This is a genomic window from Streptomyces sp. NPDC057854, from assembly GCF_042797055.1.
Lineage (GTDB): Bacteria > Actinomycetota > Actinomycetes > Streptomycetales > Streptomycetaceae > Streptomyces.
Map to the genome: position 1 here is coordinate 1 of NZ_JBHVMF010000014.1, position 13185 is coordinate 13185.

Genomic DNA, 13185 nt, shown 5'->3' on the forward strand with positions numbered 1-13185 from the left:
CCCCCACGCAGGGGGCGGGCGCCGCTGCCGTACCTCGCCGTGCCGGGGCATGACCTCCGAGGTCATCGACCCGCACGGCACGCTCCGGGAAGCTGTCCCCATGACCGCTTACGCGATAGCCGCCCTGCGTCCCACGGCCGACCTCCACGAGGACGTCCTGTGGTACATGGAGCGCGTCCAGTCCACGCTCGACCCCTTCGGCGGCCGCTTCCTCATCCACGGAGCGCCCGAGCGGGACGTCAAGGAGGGCGAGTGGCCCACCTCGATCGTCCTCGTCGGCTTCCCCTCGATGGACCACGCCCGCCGCTGGTACGACTCCGCCGCCTACCAGGAGCTGATCCCGCTGCGCGCCCGTCACCTGGCGGGCGACCTCCAGCTGATCGACGGCGTCGCCCCCGGCTACGACCCCGCGGCGACCGCCGCGCTGCTGCGGGCGGGCCGGGCGGCATGACGGAACCGCCCCTGAGCCGTCGGGGCCTGCTGTGAGGTGAACGGCTCAGGGGCGGTTACGGCCGCGGACGGCTACCCGGCCTTCGCGACCCCGATCGGGCACGAGACACCGGTGCCGCCGATGCCGCAGTAACCCGCCGGGTTCTTGTCCAGGTACTGCTGGTGGTACGCCTCCGCCGGGTAGAACGGGCGCTCGTCCGCCGGCAGCACCGTCGTGGTGATCTCGCCGTACCCGGAGCCCGTCAGCACCTTCTGGTACGCGGCGCGGGACGCCTCCGCCGTCGCCGCCTGGGCGGGGGAGTGGGTGTAGACGGCGGAGCGGTACTGGGTGCCCACGTCGTTGCCCTGGCGGAAGCCCTGGGTCGGGTCGTGCGCCTCCCAGAAGACCTTCAGCAGCGTCTCGTACGACACCTTCGACGGGTCGAACACGACCCGGACGACCTCGGTGTGCCCGGTGAGGCCCGAGCAGACCTCCTCGTACGTCGGGTTCGGGGTGTAGCCGCCCTGGTAGCCGACGAGCGTCGTCCACACGCCGTCGGTCTGCCAGAACTTCCGCTCGGCGCCCCAGAAGCAGCCGAGCCCGAAGTCGGCGACCTCCAGGCCCTCCGGGTACGGGCCGGCCAGCGGGTTGCCGAGCACCGTGTGGCGCTCCGGCACGGAGAACCCGGGCTCCGGACGGCCGCGCAGGGCCTGCTCCGGCTCGGGCAGGACGGGGGTGCGGGACAGGAACATGCGGCATCTCTCCTCGGCGAAGGGGGCAGTCCGCACAACGCGGCGGGCCCGCCGGGGATTCCCCGCCGGGCCCGCCGCGCCGGTCACACCTCGCGCGCCTTCCGCACCTTCGCCGCCGTGTAGTCCCGGGCCTTCACGTACCGGCGCACCGGGTCGCCCGCGTACGTCCAGGGCGCGCAGCCGATGAAGCCGTCGACCGCCCGGAACTGCTCGAACGCCGCCTCGTAGCGGTCCTGCCAGTACAGCACCCAGGCCAGCATGTGCCGGGTCTCCGCGACGCGCGGGTCGCCGGAGCCGTGGACCCGTACGGCCTCCGCCAGGTCGGCGAGGGCCGCGTCCGCCGCGGCGACGACCTCGGGACGGTTGTAGAACTCCTGCGGGTCGAGATCGGACTCGTACGTCTCCTGCTCGAAGTACGCCTCCAGCGGGAACAGCGCCATCAGGTCGCCCGGCCGGCCCCGGTCCGCCGCCCGCCGGGCGAAGGCGAGCGCCTGCTCGTGCGAGCCGCGCCACTTCGCGCACCAGTACTGCAGGCCGCTGGAGTACGCCAGGTAGTTCACCGGGTCGCGCTTCTCGATCTCGGCCCAGATCGCCTCGAAGGCGTCGTGGGAGTAGCCGAGGCCCATCGCGAGCGGCAGTTCGCCGATGAACGGGCTCGGGTCGTCGCCCGCCAGCTCCTGGGCGCGCGCGAACGCCGCGCGGGCGTCGGCCAGGACCCGGTGGAACGACGCGAACTGCTCGTCGGTCGTGTGCTTGGCCTGCCGGGAGCCGCGGATCTCCCACGCCAGGTACACCAGCGCGCTCGCGTGCACGGCCGCCGCGGTCGGGTCGTCCGGCCGTTCCTCCCGCCACGCGCGCAGCCAGGCGTCGTCCTCCACGGCCTCGTGCGCGATCCGGCCGATCCGGGCCGTGCGCGCGTACCAGTCGCGCCCGGCGGCCTCCACGTACGCGGCCCCGGCCCGCCAGTCGCCGGCGCGCACCGCCTCGGTGGCCGCGACCCGGTCGGCCGGCAGGGGCGCGGCCTTCTCCGTGTCCAGCCGGTCCGGGGGCAGCAGGCCCAGCCGCGCCGCCGCGTCGGCGTGCGCCGCGGCGGAGTCGCCCGATCCGCCGGAGCGGGCGGCCCGGCGGGACTTGATCCAGAAGTACACCGCGACCGCGATGACGATCAGCGGGATGAGACGGGGCATGGGGTGGGGGGTTTCCTTCCGGGGAGCGGTACGAGGGGAGCGGTACGAGGGGAGCGGTACGAGGGGTGGGCGGGGTCAGTGCGTCGCGGCCGGCGCCAGGAGGGCGCGCAGCGGGGCGGTGTCCGGGCGGTCGGCGGTCGCGGCGTCCAGCGCGGCCGGGAGGGCGTCCGCCGCGCCGTCGGGGAGGCGCAGGGTCGCCGGCCCGGACCAGGACAGCTCCCAGCGGGCCCGGCCGGAGCGGAGCAGTTCGTCCGTCACCATCGCGGACAGGCCCCGGCGCAGCGCGGGGCGCGCGAACTCGCGGGCGGCCCGGCCGGTCGCCGCCGCGGCCTCGTCGGACTTCGGGAGCCGGCCGGCGATCTCCCAGGCGGCGCCGGCGTCGACGGCGTCGAGGACCGCCGGGAGCGCGGCCCCGCCGGCGGCCGCGCGCAGCTCCTCGGCGCTCCGCGCGACCCGGGCGCTCATGGCCTCGTGGACGAGGTCCGGCCAGTCCAGGCGCCGCATCCGCAGCGCCTCCGGCGTCAGCGACACGTCCTCGACGGCGGCCAGGGCGTCCTGCGGCGAGGCCAGCACGCCGAGCGCGGGGCCCGGGGTCTCGGCGCCGCGGCCGTCGTCGGGCAGCGCCTCGATCCGGGCGACCCGCTCGGCGGCCGGCGGGTGCGAGTCGTACGGCGAGGACGGCTCGTCGGGGAGCTGTTCGCACAGCTCGGACAGTTCGCCGGCGCGGGCCGCGAGCAGGTGGCGGACGCCGCCGAACACCTCGCCGCGCGGCGGCAGCAGGCCGAACTCGGTGCCGAGGGTGGCGTACGAGGACAGGTGGACGTCGTGCGCCGCGTCGATCGCGGGGATCGACCGCAGGGCGCGCGCGGTGGCGTCGCGGCCGGCGATCCGGGCCGCCGCGAGGTCGGCGGCGAGCTCCTGGCGGCGGGCGCCGGCCAGGGTCGCCCGGAGGTAGAGCCGGCCGTAGGCGGTGTAGATCTTCGCCATGGTGCGGTAGGTGACGCCGGCGCCGGTGGTGTCGACCTCCTTGGCCTTCCTGCCGCGGGCGAGCCGCTTCTCGGACTTCCGCTCCTGGCGGGCCCGCTCCTTGGCGACCTTGTCGTCGGCCTTGGCGTGGAAGACGTCGATCATGCGGGCGACCTGGACGCGTCCGCGCACGGTGAGCGCGGAGAGGCGGGTGTCGGCGTGCGCGTAGTGGCCCAGCTCGTGGGCGAGGACCGCGCGGAGCCCGGCCTCGTCGAGCCCCGCCATCAGGGGCAGGCCGACGTAGAGCCGCCGGACCCCGCCGGCGATGCCGAGGAAGCGGGCGTCCTCGCTGACGGCGGCGTTCACGTCGGCGGTCAGCCGGATCTCGTCGGGGGCGCGGGTGCCCACCTCACGGGCCAGTTCGCGCACGGTCGCCCACAGCCGGGGCTCGTCGGCCTCGGTGACGAGGAGGCCGCCGGGCTCGTCCTGCGGCGGGGTGCGCAGCATGAACATGCCCCGGATCACGGGGACGGCGAGCAGCAGCGAGACAAAGACGATCTTGATTCTGATCGCGGCCGGCGCCCACACCCAGACCGCCCAGTCGACGGCGCCGAGCACCGCGAGCAGGCCGAGGCCGAGCAGATGGAAACCGGACAGCAGTGCGAGCGCGCGCACGGCGCGCAGGGTCGCGCCCATCGGGCAGAGTCCCCCCACGGGAAAAGGGCGCCGGAGAACGGCGGAACGGCAGGTCAGAACATGTGGGGGGAAGCGGAGTATCGCCTACGCGCCGGTACGCCGTCCACCGGGAAAAGGGGCGCCCCCGCGCGCCCGGGTGTCAGTGCCGCAGGGTCGCCGGGCTGCCGCCGTTGGCCTCGTAGCCGGCCACCGCCAGGTTGCGGTGGAGGGTGTACTCGGCCGCCGGGTCGCCGCTCAGCGTCCACGGCAGGGCGCCGACGTGGCCGTCGACCCGGACCAGCTGGTGCATCGCCTCCGCCCAGCGCTCGCCGCGCACCAGGAACCAGACCAGCAGGTGGCGCACGTGCGCCAGCATCGGGTCGTCGGGGCGGGCCGAGTGGACCGCGTACAGCGCGCCCTCCATCGCCTTGCTCACCACCGCCGTGCGGTAGAAGTCCTGCACCAGCACCACGTCCGGCACGTGCTCGAAGACCGCGAACAGCGGCAGCGCGGCCAGCAGCGAGCCGTGCGGGGCGCGCGCGGCGGCCGTCGTCGCGAAGTGGTCGGCCTCCTCGCGGGAGCCGTGCCACTTCTCGCACCAGTAGTGCAGCGCCGCCAGGTGCGCGCCCATGTGCTGCGGCGCCCGGTCGATGACCTTCGCCCACACCTGGTCGAACTGCTCGTGGCTGTACCCGAGTCCGCGGGCCACCGCCAGCTGCGTGATGTACGGGACGGGGTCGCCGGGGGCCAGCAGCGCCGCCTCCTCGGCGACCTTCCGCGCCTCCTCCAGGATGATCCGGAAGTCGTCCGAGCCGGCCGCCGACGAGCGCCACGCCTGCTGCACCAGGAACTCCGCGTGCACCGCGGCGGCGCCCGCGTCCTTCGGCGCGTCCGAGCGCCAGGCCCGCAGCCACGCCCCGCCCGCGCCGGGCCTCTCGGCGAGCTCCAGGGAGGCCGCGCCGGCGAACGCCTGGACGCGCTGCCAGCGGACCTCGCCGTCCTTCCCGGTGCCGGCGAGCAGCTGCGACGCGGCCCGCCAGTCCTGGGTGGCCTGCACGACGTCGAGGACGTCGAGGAGATCCCGGTCGGGGCCGGGCAGCCGCACGTCCAGCTCCTCCTGCCGGACGAACCCGTACGCCTCCGGGTCGGCCGCGTCGGGCGTGCCGGGCGCGACCTGCCGGATGCCGCCGCCGCGCCGGCGCAGCACATAGGGGCCGAGGACGCCGAAGAGCAGGCCCAGGGCGATCAGGAACCAGAGAATCTCCATGCGTCCATTGTCCAGGACGCCGCCGTGGACGAATCGCGGCGGCGGGCCCCGCCCGGCACTACGCTCCTGACCATGAGCGACCAGCACAGCCACCAGAACTTCGAGACCCGCGCGATCCACGCGGGCAACACCGCCGACCCGCTGACCGGCGCGGTCGTCCCGCCCATCTACCAGGTGTCCACCTACAAGCAGGACGGCGTGGGCGGGCTCCGCGGCGGCTACGAGTACAGCCGCAGCGCCAACCCGACCCGTACCGCCCTGGAGGAGAACCTGGCAGCGCTGGAGGGCGGCCGGCGCGGCCTCGCCTTCGCGTCGGGCCTGGCCGCCGAGGACTGCCTGCTGCGCACGCTCCTCGCCCCCGGCGACCACGTCGTCATCCCGAACGACGCGTACGGCGGCACCTTCCGGCTCTTCGCGAAGGTCGTGGAGCGCTGGGGCGTGGACTTCTCCGTCGCCGACACCTCGGACGTCGCGGCCGTGCGCGGCGCGATCAACGACCGCACGAAGCTCGTCTGGGTCGAGACGCCGTCGAACCCGCTGCTCGGCATCACCGACATCGAGGCCGTCGCCGGCGTCGCCCGCCAGGCCGGGGTGAAGCTCGTCGTCGACAACACCTTCGCCTCGCCCTACCTCCAGCAGCCGCTGGCGCTCGGCGCGGACGTCGTCGTCCACTCGCTCACCAAGTACATGGGCGGCCACTCGGACGTCGTCGGCGGCGCGCTGATCGCGGCCGACGCGGGTCTCGGCGAGGAACTGGCGTACCACCAGAACGCGATGGGCGCGGTGGCCGGGCCGTTCGACTCGTGGATCGTGCTGCGCGGCATCAAGACCCTCGCCGTCCGCATGGACCGGCACAGCGAGAACGCGACGAAGGTCGCGGACTTTCTGACCCGCCACCCGAAGGTGACCCAGGTCCTCTACCCGGGCCTCGCCGAGCACCCCGGCCACGAGATCGCGGCCAAGCAGATGCGGTCCTTCGGCGGCATGATCTCCTTCCGCGTCGAGGGCGGCGAGGACGCGGCGGTCGGCGTCTGCGACAGGGCGAAGCTCTTCACGCTGGGCGAGTCCCTGGGCGGCGTCGAGTCGCTGATCGAGCACCCGGGCCGCATGACGCACGCCAGCGTCGCCGGCTCGGCCCTGGAGGTCCCGGCCGACCTGGTCCGCCTGTCGGTGGGCATCGAGAACGCCGACGACCTGATCGCCGACCTGCGCGAGGCGCTGGGCTAGCCCAGGGGCGGCAGCGGCGGGCCCGGGTACGGCGATCGCGTACCCGGGCCCGTCCCGTGCCTCAGGTCCCCGGGAGCGGGTCCTTCAGGCTCGCGCGGACCTCAGCCCGCAGCTCCGGCGAGTCCGCGTGCTCGTGCACCGAGATCGCGTGCTCGGTGGCGGCGCGGACCACTTCCTCCTCCTCGCCCGAGATGTAGAGCGAGCAGCCCGACACGCTCGGCGTGTCCCGGCAGTCGGCGGCTTTCCTGGTCATGTCGGCCTCCTGCGACGCTGTTCCGACCGACCCCTTCTCCCAGGCTAGGACCGTCCTCGCGGCCCGGCGACCCCCTGGCGGTCAGCCCGTCTGCGGGGAACCGGCGGCGGCCTGGCGGGCGGAGAGCGCGTCGTTGAAGCGGGTCAGCAGCGAGCAGAAGGAGGCGCGCTCGTCCTCCGTCCAGCCCTCCGTGACCTCGGCCATCAGCGTGCGCCGCGAGGAGCGGACCTCCTCCAGGCGGTCGAGGCCGCGCGGCGAGAGCTGGAGCACGACGGCGCGCCCGTCCTCGGGGTGCGAGGCGCGGCTGACGAGGCCGGAGTCGACGAGCGGGGCGACCTGGCGGGTGACGGTCGAGGAGTCGATGCCCATCCCCGCCGCGAGCGCCTTGACGCCCATCGGGCCTTCCTGGTCGAGGCGGTTGAGGAGGAGGTAGGCGGCGCGGTCCATGGAGTTGCGGAGCTGGCCGGTGCCGCCGAGGCGGGTCTGCTCGGCCCGGCGGGCGAAGACGGCCACCTGGTGCTGGAGGGCATCGAGGAGACCGGGGTCAAGCTCAGTCGTCATGTCCGGAGAAGGGGGCATGGCTGGGGGGCTCTCTCGTGCGGGGGTGGTCGGTGTGGGGGACAGAGTACGCGGACGGGCACGGCTCCGTACCGGCCGTGCGCAAACCCGTCGCGGCCTCGCGGCCCGCGCGGCCGCGGGGCCGGTGAGCTGCGAGACTTGGGTCATGACCTTCGGTACGCGACACCCCTTGCACCGCCTGATGCTCGACGACGTGCGCGGGGCGCAGAGGATGCTGGAGGGGGTCGCCCGGACCACCGCCCTGGAGGGCAGCCGGCACCTCTCCGCGCTGGTCGGGGCGCCGGTGCTGCTCAAGTGCGAGAACCTCCAGCGGACCGGGTCGTTCAAGCTGCGCGGCGCGTACGTGCGGATCGCGGGGCTCCGGCCGGAGGAGAAGGCGGCCGGGGTGGTCGCGGCCTCGGCGGGCAACCACGCGCAGGGCGTGGCGCTCGCCTCCCGGCTGCTCGGGGTGCACGCGACCGTGTTCATGCCGGTCGGGGCGCCGCTGCCGAAGGTCGCGGCGACCCGCGACTACGGCGCCGACGTGCGGCTGCACGGGCACGTGGTGGACGAGACGCTGGCCGCCGCGCAGGACCACGCGCGGGAGACCGGCGCCGTCTTCATCCACCCCTTCGACCACCCGGACGTGATCGTCGGCCAGGGCACGGTCGGGCTGGAGATCCTGGAGCAGTGCCCCGAGGTCCGCACGATCGTCGTCGGGATCGGCGGCGGCGGGCTCGCGGCCGGCATCGGCCTCGCGGTGAAGTCGGTCCGGCCGGACGTGCGGATCGTCGGCGTGCAGGCGGAGGGCGCGGCGGCCTATCCGCCGTCGCTGGCCGCCGGGCACCCGGTGGTGGTCGACTCGCCGGCGACGATGGCCGACGGGATCAAGGTGGGGCGGCCGGGCGACGTGCCGTTCGGCCTGGTCCAGGAGTACGTCGACGAGGTCCGCACGGTCTCCGAGGACGCCCTGTCGTCGGCGCTGCTGCTCTGCCTGGAGCGGGCGAAGCTGGTGGTGGAGCCGGCCGGGGCGAGCCCGGTGGCGGCGCTGCTGAGCGACCCCGGGTCGTTCCGGGGCCCGGTCGTCGCGGTCCTGTCCGGCGGGAACGTGGATCCGCTGCTGCTCCAGCGGATCCTGCGGCACGGCATGGCGGCGGCCGGCCGGTACCTGAGCCTGCGGCTGCGGGTGGCGGACCGGCCGGGGGCGCTGGCGACGCTGCTGGCGGTGCTGACGGTGGTGGACGCGAACGTGCTCGACGTCAGCCACGTGCGGACCGATCCGCGGCTCGGGCTCACGGAGGTCGAGGTGGAGCTGCACCTGGAGACGAAGGGCCCGGAGCACTGCCGGGAGGTGGAGGGGGCGCTGCGGGAGGCCGGGTACACGGTCCTGGTCTGAGCCGTCCCGGGGCGGGCCCGGCCCCACTGTCCTAGGATCGGCAGAAATGCCCGAAATGATCCAGGAGGGTGGACATGCCAGGCGCGATCCACGCCGAGGGACTGGTGAAGACCTTCGGCGACGTCACCGCACTGGACGGGGTGGACCTCGACGTGCCCGAGGGCACCGTCCTCGGTCTGCTCGGCCCCAACGGAGCGGGGAAGACCACCACCGTACGGGTCCTGACGACCCTCCTCAGACCCGACCGCGGCACCGCCACCGTCGCCGGCGTCGACGTCCTCGCCCACCCCAACGAGGTCCGCCGCTCCATCGGCCTCTCCGGCCAGTTCGCCGCCGTCGACGAATACCTCACCGGCCGCGAGAACCTCCAGATGGTCGGGCAGCTCTACCAGATGAAGGCCCGGGCCGCGCAGGCCCGCGCCGACGAGCTCCTGGAGCGCTTCCACCTCGCCGACGCCGCCGACCGCCCCGCCAAGACGTACTCCGGCGGCATGCGCCGCCGCCTCGACCTCGCCGCCGCCCTGGTCGTCGCCCCGCCCGTGATGTTCATGGACGAGCCGACCACCGGCCTCGACCCCCGCAACCGGCAGGCCCTGTGGGACGTCATCAAGGAACTCGTCTCCGGCGGCACCACCCTCCTCCTCACCACCCAGTACCTGGAGGAGGCCGACCACCTCGCCCACGACATCGCGGTCGTCGACCACGGCAGGGTCATCGCCCGCGGCACCTCCGACCAGCTCAAGGCCCGCACCGGCGGCGAACGCGTCGAGGTCGTCGTCCACGACCGCGACGCCCTCGGCCCCGCCCGCGCCGTCCTCGCCCGCTACGGCCCCGGCGCCCGCGGCCTCGACGACGTCGCCGTCGAGGACCACACCCGCAGGCTCACCGTCCCCGTCACCGGCGGCGCCAAGCTGCTCGCCGAGGTCATCCGCGACCTGGACGCCGTCGGCGTCGAGATCGACGACATCGGCCTGCGCCGCCCCACCCTCGACGACGTCTTCATCTCCCTCACCGGCCACGCCGCCGCCCGCGAGCAGGACGACGAGGACGGCACCGGTGCCGGCCGGCCCGCCGACCGGGGCCGCACGCACCGGAAGGAGCCCGCCGCGTGAGCACCCTCACCGACACCGCCCCGCACGTCCCCGCGCCCCGCGGCGGCATCGTCCAGTCGATCGCGGACTCCCTCGTCGTCACCAAGCGGAACCTCATCCGCATGACCCGGATCCCGGAGATGGTCATCTTCGGGCTCATCCAGCCGGTCATGTTCGTGATCCTGTTCAGCTTCGTCTTCGGCGGCTCCATGAGCGTCGGCGGCGACACCGACCCGGTCGTCTACCGGAACTTCCTGATGGCCGGCATCTTCGCCCAGACCGTCACCTTCGCCACCGCCGGAGCGGGCGCCGGCATCGCCGACGACATGAGCAAGGGCCTCGTCGACCGCTTCCGCTCGCTGCCGATGGCCCGCGGCGCCGTCCTCACCGGCCGCACCCTCGCCGACCTCGTCCAGACCGCGCTCACCGTCGTGGTCCTCGCGGTCGTCGGCCTCCTGGTCGGCTGGCGGATCCACGAGGGCGTCCCCAAGGCGCTCGGCGCCTTCGCCCTGCTGCTCCTGCTCGGCTACGCCTTCTCCTGGATCGGCGCCCTCATCGGCCTGTCCGTCCGCACCCCCGAGGCGGCCACCTCCGGCGGCCTGATCTGGCTCTTCCCGGTCACCTTCGTCTCCAACGCGTTCGTCGACCCCAGCCAGATGGCCGACTGGATCCGGCCCATCGCCGAGTGGAACCCGTTCAGCGCCACCGTGCAGGCCTGCCGCGAGCTCTTCGGCAACCCCGGCGTCGTCCAGTCCGACGCCTGGCCCATGCAGCACCCGGTGTGGGCCTCGCTCCTCTGGTCGCTGCTGATCATCGTGGTCTTCCGCACCCTCGCCGTCCGCAAGTACCGCTCCGCCTCCGCCTGAGCGGAGCCCCGGAGAGGCCGGAGAGCCGGGTACGCCGAAGGGCCGGTCCCACGGGGGGACCGGCCCTTCGGCGTACGGAAAAACGGGGGAGCGCTCAGCCGGTGTAGGGCTTGGCGCTGAGGATCTTGACCATGGCCTTCTTGCCGTTCGGGAGCTCGTACTCCGCGTCGTCGCCGGCCTTCTTGCCGTTGACGCCGATGCCGAGCGGCGACTGCGGCGAGTACGTGTCGATCTTGTCGCTCGCGTACTCGCGGGAGGCCAGCAGGAAGGTCATCGTGTCGGACTCGTCGCCGTCGAAGGCGATGGTGACGACCATGCCCGGCTCGACGACGCCGTCGTCCGCCGGGGCCTCGCCGACCTTCGCGTTCTGGAGCAGCTGGGTGAGCTGGCGGACCCGGAGCTCCTGCTTGCCCTGCTCCTCCTTGGCCGCGTGGTACCCGCCGTTCTCGCGAAGGTCGCCCTCCTCGCGCGCGGCAGCGATCTTCGCGGCGATCTCGGTACGCGCGGGACCAGACAGGTACTCAAGCTCGTCCTTGAGCTTGTTGTACGCCTCCTGGGTGAGCCAGGTGACGTTGTCGCTGGTCTGGGTCACAGGTGCTCCTCGTAGGTACTGGGAATACAAAGCATCGCCCTACGCCGGGACACGTCGCGTCCCGGGTGGGCGAAAGCACGAGCCTAACAATGAGTGGCGGAAAGCGGGAGGACATAAGCCATCGGGATGGCGTCGCTCCAGGTCACCGCGGCGACCCGCCGGGACTCGCTCCCCCTCACCTACCCACCGCTACCGCGCCGTACACCCCATGAGCTCGGCGCTGGTCGCGCGGGCGGTCGTCCGCAGCGTATAGACGCGGTCGACGCGGGACCCCGGCTCGGACACGGTGACGTCCTTGCGGGCCACCTCGGCGCCGTCCTCGGAGCGGGAGCGGAGCGTGCACACGCCCTCGACGCCCTGGTCCTTGCGGATCTCCAGGTGCACCTGCACCTCGGTGTCGCTCACCACGTCGAACTTGATCATCTCGGCGCTGATCTTGCTGTCGACCACGTGGTGCCAGCCGAACCAGCCGATCATGGCCACGAAGAGCGTGCCGAGCACCGCTCCGGCGATCCGGAGCTTCCGGTCGGCCCGCTCGTCCGCCGAGCGCCCGTAGCGCCCCTCGGGCGGCTGCTCTCGCACGGCGCTCATGTATCGGTCCTCTCGGCACGGGGGCGGCGGAATTTTCCTCCCCCCGATTCCGTCACTATAGAGACCACCCTCCGCGTCGAATCACTGAGGATCGAGTCTTGACTGAGCAGCTGCGACTGATGGCCGTTCACGCCCACCCCGACGACGAGTCGAGCAAGGGCGCGGCGACCATGGCCAAGTACGTGTCCGAGGGGGTGGACGTCCTGGTGGTGACGTGCACGGGCGGCGAGCGGGGCTCGGTCCTGAACCCCAAGCTCCAGGGCGACCCCTCCATCGAAGAGAACATCCACGAGGTCCGCCGCAAGGAGATGGACGAGGCCCGGGAGATCCTGGGCGTCAAGCAGGAGTGGCTCGGCTTCGTCGACTCCGGCCTCCCCGAGGGCGACCCGCTGCCCCCGCTGCCCGAGGGCTGCTTCGCCCTGGAGGACGTGGACCACGCGGCCGGCGAGCTGGTCCGCAAGATCCGCGCGTTCCGCCCGCAGGTCGTCACGACCTACGACGAGAACGGCGGCTACCCGCACCCCGACCACATCATGACCCACAAGATCACGATGGTGGCCTTCGACGGCGCGGCCGACGCCGGGAAGTACCCCGAGGCCGAGTACGGCCCGGTCTACCAGCCGCAGAAGCTCTACTACAACCAGGGCTTCAACCGGCCGCGCACCGAGGCGCTGCACAACGCCCTGCTGGAGCGGGGCCTGGAGTCCCCGTACGGCGAGTGGCTGGAGCGCTGGAGCGACTTCGAGCGCAAGGAGCGGACGCTCACCACGTTCGTGCCGTGCGCGGACTTCTTCGAGACCCGCGACCGGGCGCTGATCGCCCACGCCACCCAGATCGACCCCGACGGCGGCTGGTTCCGGGTCCCGCTGGCCCTCCAGAAGGAGGTCTGGCCGACGGAGGAGTACGAGCTCAGCAAGTCGCTGGTGCCGACCTCCCTCCCCGAGGAAGATCTCTTCGCGGGCATCCGCGACAATGCCTGACATGAGCGCACACCTCGCACTGACGCAGCTGGTCCCCTTCGCCGCCGAAGAGCTGGACAAGAACAAGGTGACGCCGGGCGTCCTCGGTTTCGTCGTCTTCGCCGCCCTGGCCCTCGCGGTCTGGGCGCTGATGAAGTCGATGAACCGCCACATGAACCGCGTCTCCTTCGAGGAGACGGACGCCCCGGCCGAGGCCGGGGCGGCGGGCGGGAAGAAGGCCGGGAAGGCCCCCGCCGCCTCCTAGCCCGGACGGCACACCGGCCCCGGGGGGCGGGGCGGGCGGGCCGCCGGGGGGGGGGGGGGCCCCCCCAAAAAAGGCCGGAAAAGGCCGGCAAGAGCGCCGCAGCCCTACGC

15 protein-coding genes are annotated in these 13185 nt (G+C 73.5%); 7 read left to right on the forward strand and 8 right to left on the reverse strand.

The window, feature by feature from the left end:
- The first annotated feature begins 100 nt into the window (after positions 1-100).
- On the forward strand, positions 101-451 hold the full coding sequence (locus ACFVQZ_RS20615; protein WP_383624609.1) for a DUF1330 domain-containing protein: 351 nt from the start codon (positions 101-103) through the stop codon (positions 449-451).
- 71 nt (positions 452-522) lie between these two features.
- Here the strand turns inward: ACFVQZ_RS20615 and msrA are convergent, their stop codons facing one another.
- The 4 genes from msrA to ACFVQZ_RS20635 form a co-directional block, all read right to left on the reverse strand.
- Positions 523-1182 (reverse strand): peptide-methionine (S)-S-oxide reductase MsrA, encoded by a 660-nt coding sequence (gene msrA, locus ACFVQZ_RS20620; RefSeq protein WP_030497194.1) that lies wholly within the window; start codon positions 1180-1182, stop codon positions 523-525.
- Between the two features lie 83 nt (positions 1183-1265).
- On the reverse strand, positions 1266-2369 hold the full coding sequence (locus tag ACFVQZ_RS20625; protein WP_383624612.1) for a hypothetical protein: 1104 nt from the start codon (positions 2367-2369) through the stop codon (positions 1266-1268).
- A gap of 75 nt (positions 2370-2444) precedes the next feature.
- A complete protein-coding gene (locus tag ACFVQZ_RS20630) occupies positions 2445-4031 on the reverse strand; it encodes a M48 family metallopeptidase (protein ID WP_030497196.1) in 1587 nt (528 codons plus the stop codon).
- A 139-nt stretch (positions 4032-4170) separates the two neighbouring features.
- On the reverse strand, positions 4171-5277 hold the full coding sequence (locus ACFVQZ_RS20635; RefSeq protein ID WP_030497197.1) for a hypothetical protein: 1107 nt from the start codon (positions 5275-5277) through the stop codon (positions 4171-4173).
- Between the two features lie 72 nt (positions 5278-5349).
- Here ACFVQZ_RS20635 and ACFVQZ_RS20640 point away from each other — a divergent pair, with 72 nt between their 5' ends.
- On the forward strand, positions 5350-6504 hold the full coding sequence (locus ACFVQZ_RS20640; RefSeq protein ID WP_030497198.1) for a cystathionine gamma-synthase: 1155 nt from the start codon (positions 5350-5352) through the stop codon (positions 6502-6504).
- 61 nt (positions 6505-6565) lie between these two features.
- On the opposite strand, the gene ACFVQZ_RS20645 is transcribed toward ACFVQZ_RS20640, so the two are convergent.
- Both ACFVQZ_RS20645 and ACFVQZ_RS20650 read right to left on the reverse strand, forming a co-directional pair.
- Complete coding sequence (locus ACFVQZ_RS20645; protein WP_030497199.1) at positions 6566-6757, reverse strand: DUF1059 domain-containing protein; 192 nt, start codon at positions 6755-6757, stop codon at positions 6566-6568.
- An 81-nt stretch (positions 6758-6838) separates the two neighbouring features.
- Positions 6839-7336 (reverse strand): MarR family transcriptional regulator, encoded by a 498-nt coding sequence (locus ACFVQZ_RS20650; protein WP_030497200.1) that lies wholly within the window; start codon positions 7334-7336, stop codon positions 6839-6841.
- 145 nt (positions 7337-7481) lie between these two features.
- On the opposite strand from ACFVQZ_RS20650, the gene ilvA reads away from it, so the two are divergent.
- The 3 genes from ilvA (at position 7482) to ACFVQZ_RS20665 (ending at position 10668) form a co-directional block, all read left to right on the forward strand.
- Positions 7482-8711, forward strand: a complete 1230-nt coding sequence (gene ilvA, locus ACFVQZ_RS20655) for a threonine ammonia-lyase (RefSeq protein WP_383624618.1) — start codon at positions 7482-7484, stop codon at positions 8709-8711.
- A gap of 74 nt (positions 8712-8785) precedes the next feature.
- Entirely contained in the window at positions 8786-9823 is a 1038-nt protein-coding gene (locus ACFVQZ_RS20660; RefSeq protein ID WP_383624621.1) for an ATP-binding cassette domain-containing protein, read from the forward strand.
- Positions 9820-10668, forward strand: a complete 849-nt coding sequence (locus tag ACFVQZ_RS20665) for an ABC transporter permease (protein WP_030497203.1) — start codon at positions 9820-9822, stop codon at positions 10666-10668. Before ACFVQZ_RS20660 ends, ACFVQZ_RS20665 begins: the two co-directional genes overlap by 4 nt.
- A gap of 94 nt (positions 10669-10762) precedes the next feature.
- On the opposite strand, the gene greA is transcribed toward ACFVQZ_RS20665, so the two are convergent.
- Positions 10763-11260: a transcription elongation factor GreA gene (gene greA, locus ACFVQZ_RS20670; RefSeq protein ID WP_030497204.1), complete on the reverse strand. Its 498-nt coding sequence runs from the start codon at positions 11258-11260 to the stop codon at positions 10763-10765.
- A gap of 189 nt (positions 11261-11449) precedes the next feature.
- Positions 11450-11851 carry a DUF4307 domain-containing protein gene (locus tag ACFVQZ_RS20675; protein ID WP_030497205.1) on the reverse strand — a complete coding sequence of 134 codons (402 nt, stop codon included), beginning with the start codon at positions 11849-11851 and terminating at the stop codon, positions 11450-11452.
- Positions 11852-11949: 98 nt separating this feature from the next.
- Between ACFVQZ_RS20675 and mca the strand changes: the two genes are divergently transcribed.
- A complete protein-coding gene (mca, locus tag ACFVQZ_RS20680; protein ID WP_030497206.1) occupies positions 11950-12831 on the forward strand; it encodes a mycothiol conjugate amidase Mca in 882 nt (293 codons plus the stop codon).
- Positions 12824-13075, forward strand: coding sequence for a hypothetical protein (locus ACFVQZ_RS20685; protein WP_383624627.1), 252 nt, complete (start codon positions 12824-12826; stop codon positions 13073-13075). Before mca ends, ACFVQZ_RS20685 begins: the two co-directional genes overlap by 8 nt.
- Positions 13076-13185 lie beyond the last annotated feature (110 nt).